This is a genomic window from Streptomyces sp. NPDC002513, assembly GCF_053595355.1.
This window is the reverse complement of record NZ_JBSFXK010000020.1, coordinates 1-12,711: the sequence shown is the minus strand read 5'-3', so window position 1 is coordinate 12,711 and position 12,711 is coordinate 1. Positions and strand designations below refer to the sequence as shown.

10 protein-coding genes are annotated in these 12,711 nt (G+C 70.6%); 6 read left to right on the top strand and 4 right to left on the bottom strand.

Annotated features, from left to right (window positions below):
• Positions 1 to 5: 5 nt before the first annotated feature.
• The 4 genes from dxs to ACWD5Q_RS15900 all read left to right on the top strand — a co-directional run bounded on the left by dxs (position 6) and on the right by ACWD5Q_RS15900 (position 4,104).
• A complete protein-coding gene (gene dxs, locus ACWD5Q_RS15915) occupies positions 6 to 1,901 on the top strand; it encodes a 1-deoxy-D-xylulose-5-phosphate synthase (protein WP_451427580.1) in 1,896 nt (631 codons plus the stop codon).
• The gene (locus ACWD5Q_RS15910) at positions 1,898 to 3,295 is read left to right on the top strand and encodes an aspartate aminotransferase family protein (RefSeq protein ID WP_451427579.1); all 1,398 of its coding nucleotides are present in this window, start codon (positions 1,898 to 1,900) and stop codon (positions 3,293 to 3,295) included. Before dxs ends, ACWD5Q_RS15910 begins: the two co-directional genes overlap by 4 nt.
• A 75-nt stretch (positions 3,296 to 3,370) precedes the next feature.
• Positions 3,371 to 3,988 (top strand): helix-turn-helix domain-containing protein, encoded by a 618-nt coding sequence (locus tag ACWD5Q_RS15905; protein WP_451427578.1) that lies wholly within the window; start codon positions 3,371 to 3,373, stop codon positions 3,986 to 3,988.
• Complete coding sequence (locus ACWD5Q_RS15900; RefSeq protein WP_451427577.1) at positions 3,985 to 4,104, top strand: DUF6126 family protein; 120 nt, start codon at positions 3,985 to 3,987, stop codon at positions 4,102 to 4,104. Before ACWD5Q_RS15905 ends, ACWD5Q_RS15900 begins: the two co-directional genes overlap by 4 nt.
• A 48-nt stretch (positions 4,105 to 4,152) precedes the next feature.
• Here the strand turns inward: ACWD5Q_RS15900 and ACWD5Q_RS15895 are convergent, their stop codons facing one another.
• Positions 4,153 to 4,950: a tyrosine-protein phosphatase gene (locus tag ACWD5Q_RS15895; RefSeq protein WP_451427576.1), complete on the bottom strand. Its 798-nt coding sequence runs from the start codon at positions 4,948 to 4,950 to the stop codon at positions 4,153 to 4,155.
• 195 nt (positions 4,951 to 5,145) lie between these two features.
• Between ACWD5Q_RS15895 and ACWD5Q_RS15890 the strand changes: the two genes are divergently transcribed.
• Together ACWD5Q_RS15890 and ACWD5Q_RS15885 are read left to right on the top strand one after the other, a co-directional pair.
• The gene (locus tag ACWD5Q_RS15890) at positions 5,146 to 7,218 is read left to right on the top strand and encodes an alpha-galactosidase (protein ID WP_451427575.1); all 2,073 of its coding nucleotides are present in this window, start codon (positions 5,146 to 5,148) and stop codon (positions 7,216 to 7,218) included.
• 181 nt (positions 7,219 to 7,399) lie between these two features.
• Positions 7,400 to 8,185 carry an SGNH/GDSL hydrolase family protein gene (locus ACWD5Q_RS15885; RefSeq protein WP_451427657.1) on the top strand — a complete coding sequence of 262 codons (786 nt, stop codon included), beginning with the start codon at positions 7,400 to 7,402 and terminating at the stop codon, positions 8,183 to 8,185.
• A 337-nt stretch (positions 8,186 to 8,522) separates the two neighbouring features.
• Here the strand turns inward: ACWD5Q_RS15885 and ACWD5Q_RS15880 are convergent, their stop codons facing one another.
• The 3 genes from ACWD5Q_RS15880 to ACWD5Q_RS15870 form a co-directional block, all read right to left on the bottom strand.
• Entirely contained in the window at positions 8,523 to 9,143 is a 621-nt protein-coding gene (locus ACWD5Q_RS15880) for a TetR/AcrR family transcriptional regulator (RefSeq protein ID WP_451427574.1), read from the bottom strand.
• On the bottom strand, positions 9,140 to 10,330 hold the full coding sequence (locus tag ACWD5Q_RS15875) for a Glu/Leu/Phe/Val dehydrogenase dimerization domain-containing protein (protein WP_451427573.1): 1,191 nt from the start codon (positions 10,328 to 10,330) through the stop codon (positions 9,140 to 9,142). Before ACWD5Q_RS15875 ends, ACWD5Q_RS15880 begins: the two co-directional genes overlap by 4 nt.
• Before the next feature lie 419 nt (positions 10,331 to 10,749).
• Complete coding sequence (locus ACWD5Q_RS15870; RefSeq protein WP_451427572.1) at positions 10,750 to 11,592, bottom strand: alpha/beta fold hydrolase; 843 nt, start codon at positions 11,590 to 11,592, stop codon at positions 10,750 to 10,752.
• Positions 11,593 to 12,711: the final 1,119 nt, after the last annotated feature.

Sequence of the window (12,711 nt, the reverse complement as noted above, 5' to 3'; positions counted from 1 at the left end):
CGAGCGTGACGATTCTGGAGAACATCCGGGGACCACGTGACCTGAAGGCGCTGTCCGAGGCGGAACTGAGGCAACTGGCCGAGGAGATCAGGGAGTTCCTGATCGACGCGGTCGCCAGGACGGGGGGGCATCTGGGGCCCAATCTGGGGGTGGTGGAACTCTCCATCGCGCTCCACCGGGCCTTCGAGTCACCGGTCGACCGCATCCTGTGGGACACCGGCCACCAGAGCTATGTACACAAACTACTGACAGGACGTCAGGACTTCTCGAAGCTGCGCAGCAAGGGGGGCCTGTCCGGCTACCCCTCGCGCGAGGAGTCCGAGCACGACATCATCGAGAACAGCCACGCCTCCACCGCGCTCGGCTGGGCCGACGGGCTTGCCAAGGCCCGCGACGTACAGGGGGAGAAGGGGCATGTCGTCGCGGTCATCGGCGACGGAGCCCTCACTGGCGGCATGGCCTGGGAGGCGCTCAACAACATCGCCGCCGCCAAGGACCGCCCGCTGATCATCATCGTCAACGACAACGAGCGCTCGTACGCGCCCACGACCGGCGGTCTCGCCAACCACCTCGCCACCCTGCGTACGACGGACGGCTATGAGAAGGCGCTGGCCTGGGGCAAGGACGTGCTCCAGCGCACGCCCGTCGTCGGCACCATCGCCTACGAGGCCCTGCACGGCGCGAAGAAGGGCTTCAAGGACGCGTTCGCGCCCCAGGGACTCTTCGAGGACCTGGGCCTGAAGTACATGGGGCCCATCGACGGACACGACATCCGGGCCGTCGAGTCGGCGCTGCGCCGCGCGAAGCGGTTCCACGGGCCGGTGCTGATCCACTGCCTGACCGAGAAGGGCCGCGGCTACGAGCCCGCGCTCGCCCACGAGGAGGACCGCTTCCACAGCGTCGGCGTGATGGACCCGCGCACCTGCGAGCCGCTGAAGCCCTCCGGTGGCCCCTCATGGACGTCGGTGTTCGGCGACGAGATCGCTCGGATCGGTGAGGAGCGCGAGGACGTCGTCGCCATCACGGCCGCCATGCTGCACCCCGTGGGCCTGGCCAAGTTCGCTGAGCGGTTCCCCGACCGGGTGTGGGACGTCGGCATAGCCGAGCAGCACGCGGCGGTGTCCGCGGCCGGACTCGCGACCGGCGGACTGCACCCCGTCGTCGCCGTCTACGCGACCTTCCTCAACCGGGCCTTCGACCAGCTCCTCATGGACGTCGCCCTGCACCGCTGCGGCGTCACCTTCGTCCTGGACCGGGCCGGGGTCACGGGCGTCGACGGAGCGTCGCACAACGGCATGTGGGACATGTCGGTCCTCCAGGTCGTACCGGGCCTGAGGATCGCCGCTCCGCGCGATGCCGACCAGCTGCGGGCACAGCTGCGGGAGGCGGTGGCGGTCGACGACGCGCCGACCCTGATCCGCTTCCCGAAGGAGTCGGTGGGCCCGGCGATCCCAGCGGTGGACCGGGTGGGCGGCTTGGACGTGCTGTACCGCTCCCAGCGGCCCGAGGTGCTGCTGGTCGCCGTCGGTGTGATGGCGCCCGTCTGTCTGCAGGCCGCCGAACTGCTCGAGGCCCGCGGCATCGGCTGCACGGTCGTCGACCCGCGCTGGGTCAAGCCCGTCGACCCGTCCCTGCCGGACCTGGCCGCCGGCCACCGGCTCGTCGCGGTCGTCGAGGACAACAGCCGCTCCGCCGGTGTCGGATCCGCGGTCGCGCTGGCGCTCGGCGACGCCGATGTCGACGTCCCCGTACGCAGGTTCGGGATCCCGGAGCAGTTCCTCGAGCACGCCAAGCGCGCCGAGGTGCTCGCCGACATCGGCCTCACGCCCGTCGAGATCGCGGGGCGGATCAGCGCCAGCCTGGCCGCCAAGGATGAGCTGTCCAAGGAGACACAGGAATGACCATCCCTTCCGGCGGCGGGGAGTTCGACCTCGGCGCGCTCCTCGCCGAGCGCGGGGCCGAGCGCTACGAGCTGCACGCCAGGTACCTCAACCACCAGCTCCCGCGCATGCTCCACACCATCGGCTTCGACAAGGTCTACGAGCGGGCCGAGGGTGCCCATTTCTGGGACGAGGACGGCAACGACTACCTGGACATGCTTTCCGGCTTCGGGGTGATGGGCCTGGGCCGCCACCACCCCGTGGTGCGCAAGGCGCTGCACGACGTCCTGGACGCGCAGCTCGCCGACCTCACCCGCTTCGACTGCCAGCCGCTGCCCGGGCTCCTGGCGGAGAAGCTGCTGGCGCACAGTCCCCACCTGGACCGGGTGTTCTTCGGCAACAGCGGGACGGAGGCGGTCGAGACCGCGCTGAAGTTCGCCCGGTACGCCACCGGCCGACCGCGGATCCTGTACTGCACCCATGCCTTCCACGGGCTGACCACCGGGTCCCTGTCGGTGAACGGCGAGTCCGGGTTCCGCGACGGCTTCGCCCCCCTGCTGCCCGACACGCCGGTCCCGCTCGGCGACCTCGACGCCCTGGCCCGGGAGTTGGGGAAGGGGGACGTGGCGGCCCTCATCGTCGAGCCGATCCAGGGCAAGGGCGTCCACGAGGCCCCGCCCGGCTATCTGCGGGCCGCCCAGGAGCTGCTCCACCGGCACAAGGCTCTGCTCATCGCCGACGAGGTGCAGACCGGGCTCGGCCGGACCGGGGACTTCTACGCCTACCAGCACGAGGACGGCGTCGCCCCGGACCTGGTGTGTGTGGCGAAGATGCTCTCGGGCGGCTATGTGCCGGTCGGCGCCACCCTCGGCAAGGAGTGGATCTTCAAGAAGGTCTACTCGTCCATGGACCGGGTGCTCGTGCACTCGGCGAGCTTCGGGTCCAACGCCCAGGCGATGGCGGCCGGGCTCGCCGTGCTCACCGTCATGGAGAACGAGCAGACCGTCGCGGGTGCCCGGGCCGTCGGCGAGCAGCTGAAGTCCCGGCTCGCGGCGCTCGTGGACAAGTACGAGATGCTCAGCGAGGTACGCGGCCGGGGCCTGATGATCGGCATCGAGTTCGGCCGGCCCAGCTCGCTCAGACTGCGCGGACGGTGGACCATGCTCCAGGCGGCCCGCAAGGGCCTGTTCGCGCAGATGGTCGTCGCCCCGCTGCTGCAACGGCACCGGATCCTCACCCAGGTCTCCGGCGACCACCTGGAGGTGATCAAGCTGATCCCGCCGCTGATCATCGACGAGCAGGACGTGGACCGGTTCGTGGACGCCTTCACCGCCGTGATGGACGACGCGCACGGCGGCGGGCTGATGTGGGACTTCGGAAAGACGCTGATCAAGCAGGCGGTGGCGAACCGCTAGGCACGACCGCGGAAGAGTTTTGCCTCTGAGGCAAGGAATTTGCCGCAGAGGCAAAGCTGCGGCTCAATGGAGAGCATGAGCTCTCCCGAGAACGAGTCCGGCCCCGGCGACGACCTGCCCGCCGTCGCGCCGCAGCTCCGTGCGCTGCGCCGCCGCGCCTCGCTCACCCTGGAGGCCGCGGCCCGCGCCGCCGGGCTCTCGCCCGCACACCTGTCCCGGCTGGAGACCGGACAGCGCCAGCCGTCGCTGCCGATGCTGCTCGCGCTCGCCCGTGTCTACGGTACGACAGTCTCCGAACTGCTCGGCGAGACCGTCGCCGACCGGGACGCCATCGTGCGCGCCCCCGCCATGGAGCCGACCCGGGCGGGCGGCTGGACGTACTGGCAGGCCGGCGCGCCCGGACGCGGCATGCAGGCCCTCCGGGTCCACGTCCCGTACGGGACCCAGGGCGACATCGTGCGCGTCCACCCCGGCGAGGAGTGGCTCTACGTCCTCAAGGGACGGCTGCGCCTGCGCCTCGGCGACACCGCGCACGTGCTCGACCCGGGGGACAGCGCCCACTTCGACTCGCTGACCCCGCACCGTCTGGCGGCCGCCGACCACGGCGGAACCGACCTGCTCTTCGTCCACACCCTGCTGCAGAGCCCGCTCGCCGCGCTCTGCCTCGGCCCGCACCCTGGAGAAACGCCATGACCGACATCGAAGACAAGTTGCCGCGTGCCCTGTGGATACGGCTGGTCGTCTACATCGCGGTCGGTCACCTGCTCGCCGGCTTCATCTACCTGCTGTTCGAGGTGGGCGCGAAGTAGGACCGGACCGGCGGGGCCCGGTCCTCTCCCGTCCGGCGGCCGGTCCGCTCAGTCCAGCAGCCGCCCGCGCAGCCGCTCCCGCAGCTGCGGAGTCACACCGAGCCCCCGCTCCAGATAGGCGTCCACGCCGCCCCAGGTCTCCTCGACGGTCTCGAGCGCCGCCGCCAGGTACTCGGCCCGTGCGTCGAAGAGGGGGCTGAGCAGCTCCATCACCTCGGGCGAGTACGTGTCGGGCGAGGAGCCGTTGCGGTACACCTTGTACCGGCGGTGCTTGGCGTTGGACTCCAGATAGTCCGCGGCGATCGCGTCCCGTTCGACCCCGAGGGCGAGGAGCGTCACCGCGATCGACAGGCCCGCGCGGTCCTTGCCGGCGGCGCAGTGCATCAGCGCGGGCACGCTGTCCTCGGCCAGCGCGCGCAGCACCTGGGAGTGCTCGGCCGTGCGCTCCCGGATGATCGTGCGGTACGAGGCGATCATGCGGTTCGCGGCCTTGTCGTCGGAGCACAGCTCACGCAACTGCTCCAGGTCACCGTCGCGGACCATCTTCCAGAACTCGGCGCCGTCCGCCGGGTCCGTCAGCGGAAGGTTGAGGTTGCGCACGCCCGCCAGTTCGACGTCCGGCCCCTCCAGCTTCATGTCCGCCGCGTTGCGGAAGTCGAAGACCGTGTGCAGACCGAGAGAGGCGAGGAACGCCGCGTCCTGCTCCGTCGCGTGTGCGAGGTGGCCGCTGCGGAAGAGCACTCCGTGCCGTACGCGCCGCCCGTCCGCGGTCGGCAGGCCGCCCAGGTCACGGAAGTTGCGCACTCCGGTCAGCTCGGGCTCGGTAGACGGGACCTGCTGGGTCACGGGGGCTCCTCCCATCCGTCCGTCGACGCTGCTCGTCGACGGGCCGCGCCTCGACGATACGACATCGGCCGATCACGCCATCAACGCGGACGGGGCGCCCGGCCGGATCCGGACCGCATTCCGTTGCCCGCGAGACACCTCGGGCCCGATGATGTTGAGCACTGGTCGCACCTGTTCGGATCTGTGAGGGCTTGTATGTTGGAGATCGGCGCTGACGGTCGTACCTGGCTGCTGTCGGGGCCCGGGAGCAGCTATGCGTTGCGGCTCACCGACGGCGACGAACTGCTGCATCTGCACTGGGGCCCGCGTATCGCCCTCGCCGACGCGGAGGCCCTCGCCGCCCTGCCCGCCCCCCGCTACCGGCCCTTCGAGTCCCCACTGGACGGCCGCGAGGAGTACCCGGTCGAGGGCGGCCCCCGGTTCGTCCGTCCCGCCCTGTCCGTCCGCACCGAGGAGCGCCGGGGCACCGAGTGGGTCTTCGAGGCGTACGAGACCGACGGAGAGGAACTGCGGCTGCGGTTCAGCGACACAGGGCTGCTGATCACCCTTCACTACCGCATGCGCGGCGATGTCGTCGAGCGCTGGGTGACCCTCGCCAACGATGGCGCCACCCCGGTGGAACTCCTGCGCGCCGACTCGGCCACCTGGACCGTGCCCGAGCGTGCGGGCTGGCGGCTGTCGCAGCTGCACGGCCGGTGGGCGGCCGAGTCCCGGCTCGTCCGGTCCGGCCTCACCTACGGCGAGAAGGTCATCGGCAGCCGCCGCGGCCACACCGGGCACCAGCACCTTCCGTGGGTCGCGCTCGACACGGACGCCACCGAGGAGCGCGGCGAGGTCTACGGCTGCGCGCTGGCCTGGTCGGGCAGTTGGCGGCTCGCCGTCGCCCAACTCCCCGACGCACGGGTGCAGATCACCGGCGGGGCCGGCTACGACGACTCGGGCCTGCTGCGGCTGGCGGCGGGGGAGACGTACACCACCCCCGTCTTCGCCGGACTGTGGAGCGAGGGCGGTTTCGGCGGCGCGAGCCGTGCCTGGCACGCCTACCAGCGGGCCCATGTCATCCCGGACGCGGACCGGGACAGGCCCGTGCTCTACAACTCCTGGGAGGCGACCGGATTCGGCATCGCCGAGGAGCAGCAGCGGGCGCTGGCGCAGCGGGCCGCGGCGATGGGCGTCGAGCTGTTCGTGATCGACGACGGCTGGTTCGGGGCGCGCACCAGCGACCGGGCCGGACTCGGCGACTGGACCCCCAACCCCGACCGCTTCCCGAACGGACTGAAGCCGCTCGCCGACGAGGTGCACGCCCTCGGGATGCAGTTCGGCATCTGGGTCGAGCCCGAGATGGTCAACGCGGACAGCGACCTCTATCGCGCCCACCCCGACTGGGTGCAGTACCAGCCGGGACGGCGGCGCACGGAGTTCCGCAACCAGCTCGTGCTCAACCTGGCGCGCGAGGACGTCCAGGAGTACCTGTGGGAGCAGCTGGACGCGCTCCTCACCAGCGCCCCGATCGACTATGTGAAGTGGGACTTCAACCGGTGCTTCACCGACGCGGGCTGGCCCGGTGACGCGTACCCGCAGCGGCTGTGGGTCGACCATGTGCGAGCGCTCTACGGCCTGTTGGACCGGCTGCGGGCCGCGCACCCCCAGGTCGCCTTCGAGTCCTGCTCGGGCGGCGGCGGACGCGTCGACCTCGGCATCATGAGCCGTACGGACCAGGTGTGGACCTCCGACAACACCGACCCGCTCGACCGGCTCGCCATCCAGCACGGCTTCAGCCAGATCCATCCGGCCCGGGTCATGGCCGCCTGGGTCACCGACAGTCCCAACACCCAGCTCAACGGGCGGGTCAGCGCGCTGCGCTTCCGGTTCGTGAGCGCCATGGCCGGGGTGCTCGGTGTCGGCGGCGACCTGGCGGAGTGGACCGAGGAGGAGCTGGCCGAAGCCCGGGACTGGGTGGGCCTCTACAAGGAGATCCGCCCTGTGGTGCAGCGCGGAGACCTCTACCGGCTGCGGCCTCCGGAGGGAGGCCTCAGCGCGGTCCAGTACGTCCTCGGTGACGAGACCGTCGTCCTCGCCCTGCTCCAGGCGCAGCACCACGGTGAGCCGGTCGCGCCGCTGCGGCTTCGGGGTCTCGATCCCACGGCCACATACGAATGCCGCGAAACAGGAGAAACACACCGGGGTGCCGTGCTGCTGCACCACGGTCTGCGGACCGGACTGCACGGCGACTTCGACGCGACGGTCATCCGCCTGCACCGCGTCTGAGCCTGCCGGCCCAGGGCGGGGCCGCTCAACATCCCTGTTCAGAGGCTTATTCCGGATTGGCCCCAATGCGTCGAGTGGTTTATCTCACCGTCCGTCAACCCTTTCTTGCGGTCGCGTAGCTCACACCGGAGGGGAATCATGGTGCGACGTGGCAGACGATTCGAAGAATGACAAAAGATCAGTGATCGGGTCGTACGTGGCGGTGGGGGACAGCTTCACCGAGGGCGTCGGCGACCTGGGGCCCGACGGACAGTTCGTCGGGTGGGCCGACCGGTTCGCGGTGCTCCTCGCCGACCGCTGTCCCGAGGGCGACTTCCGATACACGAACCTCGCCGTCCGCGGCAAACTGCTCGACCAGATCGTCGCGGACCAGATCCCCATGGCCCTGGAAATGGCCCCGGACTTGGTCTCCTTCTGCGCGGGCGGCAATGACATCATCCGGCCCGGCACCGACCCCGACGAGGTCGCCGAGCGCTTCGAGCGCGCCGTCGCCGACCTCACCTCGGCCGTCGGTACCGTCATGGTCACCACCGGCTTCGACACCCGTGGCGTGCCCGTGCTCAAGCATCTGCGCGGCAAGATCGCCACGTACAACGGGCATGTCCGGGCCATCGCCGACCGGTACGGCTGCCCGGTGCTCGACCTGTGGTCCCTGAAGACCGTGCAGGACCGGCGCGCCTGGGACGACGACCGCCTCCATCTCTCGCCCGAGGGACACACCCGGGTCGCCCTGCGGGCGGGCCAGGTGCTCGGCATCGAGGTCCCGGCCGACCCGGACCAGCCATGGCCGCCGATGCCGCCGCGCGGCACGTTCGAGGTACGGCGCGACGACATCCACTGGGCGCGGGAGCACCTGGTCCCGTGGATCGGGCGCCGGCTGCGCGGAGAGTCCTCCGGGGACCGCGTGGTGGCGAAGGGCGCTCTGTCGCCGGAGGACATCAAGATGCGGATCGCGCAGGCGGTTTGAACCGGATCGCATGGGCGGGGCGGTCGGGGCCGCGTTCTGGGGCGCCGGTCCGGGGCAGGTGGGCGGTCCGGTTCCGAACAGGCAGGCGGTCTGGTATGGATCGCGCAGTTGGCCCGGTGCGGATCACGGAGTCGGTCTGGTGTGGATCGCGGAGCCGGTCTGGTGCGGATCGGGCAGGCGGGCCGGTGCGGATCGCCGCACCGGCCCCAGTCGGCCACCGGTTCGGCTCGGGCCCCGGCATCCGGCCTCTGTGAGGGGTGCGGGTCGTGCAGGGCCTCCGTACGGTGCGCAGGCCGTGGGCCTCCGCGGTGGAACGGTCCTGGCAGGCAGGGGCAGGTCAGTTCCGCGTCGTCGTCAACTCCTCGCGCTCCACGCCGAGTTCGCGCGCGAGCGCTTCGTCCACCCACTCCTGGGCGCGCGCCCGTGAGACCGTGCCCCCGTACACCGTCATCTGCACGGCCAGCCCGTCGAGCAGCGCGGTCAGCCGCAGCGCCGTGGCCGCCGGGTCGGGGCAGCGGAGCTCGCCCGCGGCCACCCCCTCCGCCACGACCTCGGTGATCGCGGCCTTCCACTGCCGGTCGAGGTACCGCGCGACCTCCCGCAGCGCGGGCTCGCGCAGCGCCGCCGCCCAGCCCTCGATCCACAGCCGCCAGCCCTTGGCCTGCCCGGTCGGCGCGTACCAGCGCACCGCCGTCCGCAGTCGGCGCAGCGCCGGCGTACGGCGCCCGAGCAGCTTGCGCAGATGGGCCAGGTCGCCCTCGGCGGCGTAGGCGAAGGCCTCCGCGACCAGCTTCTCCTTGGTCGAGAAGTGGTACAGCACCAGCGCGTTGCTCACCCCGAGGGCCGAGGCGACATCGGCGATCCGCACCGCCGCCACGCCCCGCGCCTCGATCTGACCGACGGCGGCCCGGAGCAGTTCCTCGCGCCGCTCGGCCACACTCAGCCGAACCCTCGTCACCGGTACCACCCGAACCGTTCCGCGATCACCGGCAGCCGGTCCGCTACGAGGGCGTGCGCGGCCGCTCGCGGACTCGTCCCGTCCGCCTCCGCGCGGTCGAGCATCCGGCCGACCAGCTCCCGCATCGCCCGCCGCGTGTACGCGAACGCCTCGTCCGCGTCCGCCTCGACGTCGCCGAACAGCGTCCACCACCACCAGGCGTTCGTCCCGGAGTTGACCACCACGTCCGGCAGCACGGTCACCCCGCGCGCCGCGAGCAGCTCCTCCGCCTCCGGCAGCACCGGCATGTTGGCCGCCTCGACGATCCACCGAGCGCCGATCCGTACCTGGTTCACCGTGTCGACCGCGTACGACACCGCCGCCGGTACGAGCACCTCCGCCTCAGCCGACAGCCAGGCGTCGTCCGGCAGTTCCCGGTCGTCGGGGCGCAACGCCGCCCGGTCCACCGTCCCGTACGCGTCGCGCGCCGCGAGCAGCGCCTCCACGTCGAGCCCGTCCGGATGGGCGATCGTGCCCTTGATGTCGGCGACGGCGACGACCGCGAGGCCGGCCCGCGCCAGGAAACGCGCCGTGGCCCCGCCCATGGTGCCGAACCCCTGCACGGCCACGCGCGTTCCCGCGTAGGGCACTTCGGCCCGGTCCAGGGCGGTGAGGACGGACTCGGCGACCCCGCACCCGCCGACCAGCCCGTCCAGCCCGATCCCGTCCACCTCGACCGCGAACGCGTCAGCGAGGCGGCGGCGCGCCGCCGCCTCGTCGTCGAGCAGCGGATACACCGCCTGCACCGACGACACGAGCCCCACCTCGGCCGCCGCCCGGTCCACCAGATCCTGGGTGAGCCCCAGGTCCTCGCCGGTGGTCCAGACGCTCTCGACGTACGGCTTCATGGCGCGCAGATAGCGTACGAGGACGTCGTACGCCTCCGGGGCCCGGGGATCGCAGTCGATACCGCCCTTGGCGCCACCCAACGGGACGTAGCGGCTCTCGGGGTTGTAGTGGAGCGCCTCCTTCATGGTCATGCCGCGGGCCAGCCCGGCGACCTCGTCCAGCGTGCAGCCCGGCCGCATCCGCAGCCCGCCGCTGGCGACCCCGCGGACGAGCCGGTCGACGACGAGGTAGCCGCGCCGGCCGGTGACATGGTCGGTCCAGACGAGCGTCATGAGGGGAGCGTTCCGATCGATGGTCATGCGCACACTGTACTGACCAGCCGTTCAGTTGCCCGCGTAGGCCTCCCGGAGCGGACGGGCCGGCCCATCGTGCGCCGAGCCGGTGGACCGGCCCGCGCCCGCGGCGCGGGGCTGCCCGGGCCCTGCCTTCCTGCCGACGCAAGGGTGAGTCCACCCCAGGCTCGCCGGGTACTCCATCACGCGGCCGGACGCCGGCACCGGATGCCACCGCCTCCACCGTCGCTACGCGGGCAAGGCCGCACACTTCAAAACCTCACTGAGGTGGAACTCGTAGCGTCGTGGGTGGCCGCGGCCGGCTCCTCAACTCCCGCCCTGGTGCTTCCGGGTACGTGCACGTAGGTCGAGCGGGTACGTCGGCGAGGGGCCTCCGGTGTGTGGGAGGCCCCTCGCCGCGTGAGCTCGGGGTGCTGCCCGTTCGCCTACCGGTGACCGGAGTCGCGGGCGGCGCTCACGATGAGATCCGTGACCGCCTGGGGGTGGGAGACCAGGGACACGTGCGAGGAGTTGATCTCCACCGTCCTGCGCGCGTGTGCGCGTTTGGCCTCGTACCGCTCGAGGCTCGGGTCTATGGCCCGGTCCTGCCTGCCGATGAGCACGTAGACCGGTTTGTCCCGCCAGGCCGCTGCGGTGAGCTTGTCGGTGAACGCCGACTGCGCGATCGGGCGTTGCGTCGCCGCCATGACTGACGCCTGCTGCTGCGGGAGGTCCTGAGCGAAGGTCGCGTGGAGCTCGGCGGCCTGGATGTACACGTCCGTGCCCGTGGTGCCGTCACCGTTGCGGAACGGCACTTGTTTGAACGCCTTGGTGATCGGGGTGGCCGGGAACTTGCCGGAGAGGCCGGCGAACGACTCACCCTTGTCCGGCATGATCGCGTTGACGTACACCAGTGCCCTGACGTTGTCGAGTCCGGCGGCCGCCTGCGAGATCACCTCGCCGCCGTAGGAGTGTCCGACGAGGACGATCGGCCCCTTGATGGTCTTCAGGAGGCTGTTCAGGTACGTCGAGTCCTGGGGTATGCCGCGCAGCGTGTTGGGCGGGGCGATGACCTGGTAGCCGTCCCGCTGCAGGCGCTGCACCACTCCGTTCCAGCTGGACCCGTCGGCGAATGCTCCGTGTACGAGCACCACGGTCGGCTTCTGGCCCCCCGGGGCCCTGCCGAGGTCGTCTGCGGTGTGAGCCGGTACCACGGTCACGGCGGAGAGCACCGCCACTGCGATGGCCAGTCTGCCCTCGCCAAATTTCAAGATCCCAATGGCCGTCATGTGCTTTCACTTCCTCGGCGTACAAGGTGAAATCGGCCTTTTAGGCCACTGAGAACGGTAAGGATCGTGCGCAAGGCGTCGACCATAGCCGCCGCGATTGCCGTATCCGGGCGGCGGCGCGAACCCGAACGGGAGTCTCCGGCGCGGAAAGCGGGGAGCCGACGTCAAGGTGCCAGATCAGCGTAGCCCTGAATCGATGGCGGTCAAGCCGAGAGGTTACTCAGAGATCCGCGTATGACGCCCACTCGCACATCGAATTACTCATTGATCTGTCTCGCACAGTCTTAAGACCATGCCCTACGTGGTGAGGCGGGCGAGTCGCATACAACACCAGATGGCGGCTGCCGGACCGAGAAAGACACCTCAGACGCCTGGCGTGTCAAGCCGCGACTGTGAGTTCCACGGGGAAAGCGGCGTGTTCGTCGAACAACCTGCGGTGCCACGCACGAGTCGAGTTCCCCGACCGGACGATCACGATCGACGGTCAAGGACTCGACGCCTCACCGTCAACCGTGCACAAGCTCGCCGGCCGTGACCCCCTGTGGGTGCAGGAAGCCGACCCCGTCACGCCGACGGCCACCCTCACACGCGACCCTGGAGCGCCTTCTGGCGCGTGCTGCCCGCAGCGGCGCCGTCGCGGACCACTCGACTGGACGCAGCAGAGGTGCAGAATGAAGCTCCCGGATTGACCCTGTTACAGGGGGCGACGTGAGTATCCAGGCTAAATGCCGGTCTCCACAGAAAACGATGGGAATTGAACTATGGCTCATGGCGCCGGGCCAACGATCGCGGGTATTCGCCACCTTTCCTTCACTGTCGCCCACCTGGAAGACGGCCTGGACTGGTATCGGCGAGTTTTCCGCGTTGAGCAGGCGTCCAACCCGATTTCTTCGCCGTCGCCTAGCGGACGGAACTGAACGAGGCGGCGCCCACATGACAGCCCAACGTCGCTTCCTAAGCGGCCTTTTGCAGCTCGGCGTTGATCTTCTCCTCGGGGTCGAGGCGGTGGATGTGGATGTCGTGTGTGACGCGGCTGGTGGGTGGCTCGTCGGGGCGGAGGGTGCGGTAGCCGGGGGTGCTGCGTTTGGTGGCGCGGGGTGCTGATCGGCCGAGGCGGGG

Bases quoted from the DNA above. Each gene is read 5' to 3' on its own strand.
- ACWD5Q_RS15910 (WP_451427579.1), top strand. From the start codon at position 1,898: ATGACCATCCCTTCCGGCGGCGGGGAGTTCGACCTCGGCGCGCTCCTC.
- ACWD5Q_RS15905 (WP_451427578.1), top strand. From the start codon at position 3,371: ATGAGCTCTCCCGAGAACGAGTCCGGCCCCGGCGACGACCTGCCCGCC.
- ACWD5Q_RS15900 (WP_451427577.1), top strand. From the start codon at position 3,985: ATGACCGACATCGAAGACAAGTTGCCGCGTGCCCTGTGGATACGGCTG.
- ACWD5Q_RS15890 (WP_451427575.1), top strand. From the start codon at position 5,146: ATGTTGGAGATCGGCGCTGACGGTCGTACCTGGCTGCTGTCGGGGCCC.
- ACWD5Q_RS15875 (WP_451427573.1), bottom strand. From the start codon at position 10,330: ATGACCATCGATCGGAACGCTCCCCTCATGACGCTCGTCTGGACCGAC.
- ACWD5Q_RS15870 (WP_451427572.1), bottom strand. From the start codon at position 11,592: ATGACGGCCATTGGGATCTTGAAATTTGGCGAGGGCAGACTGGCCATC.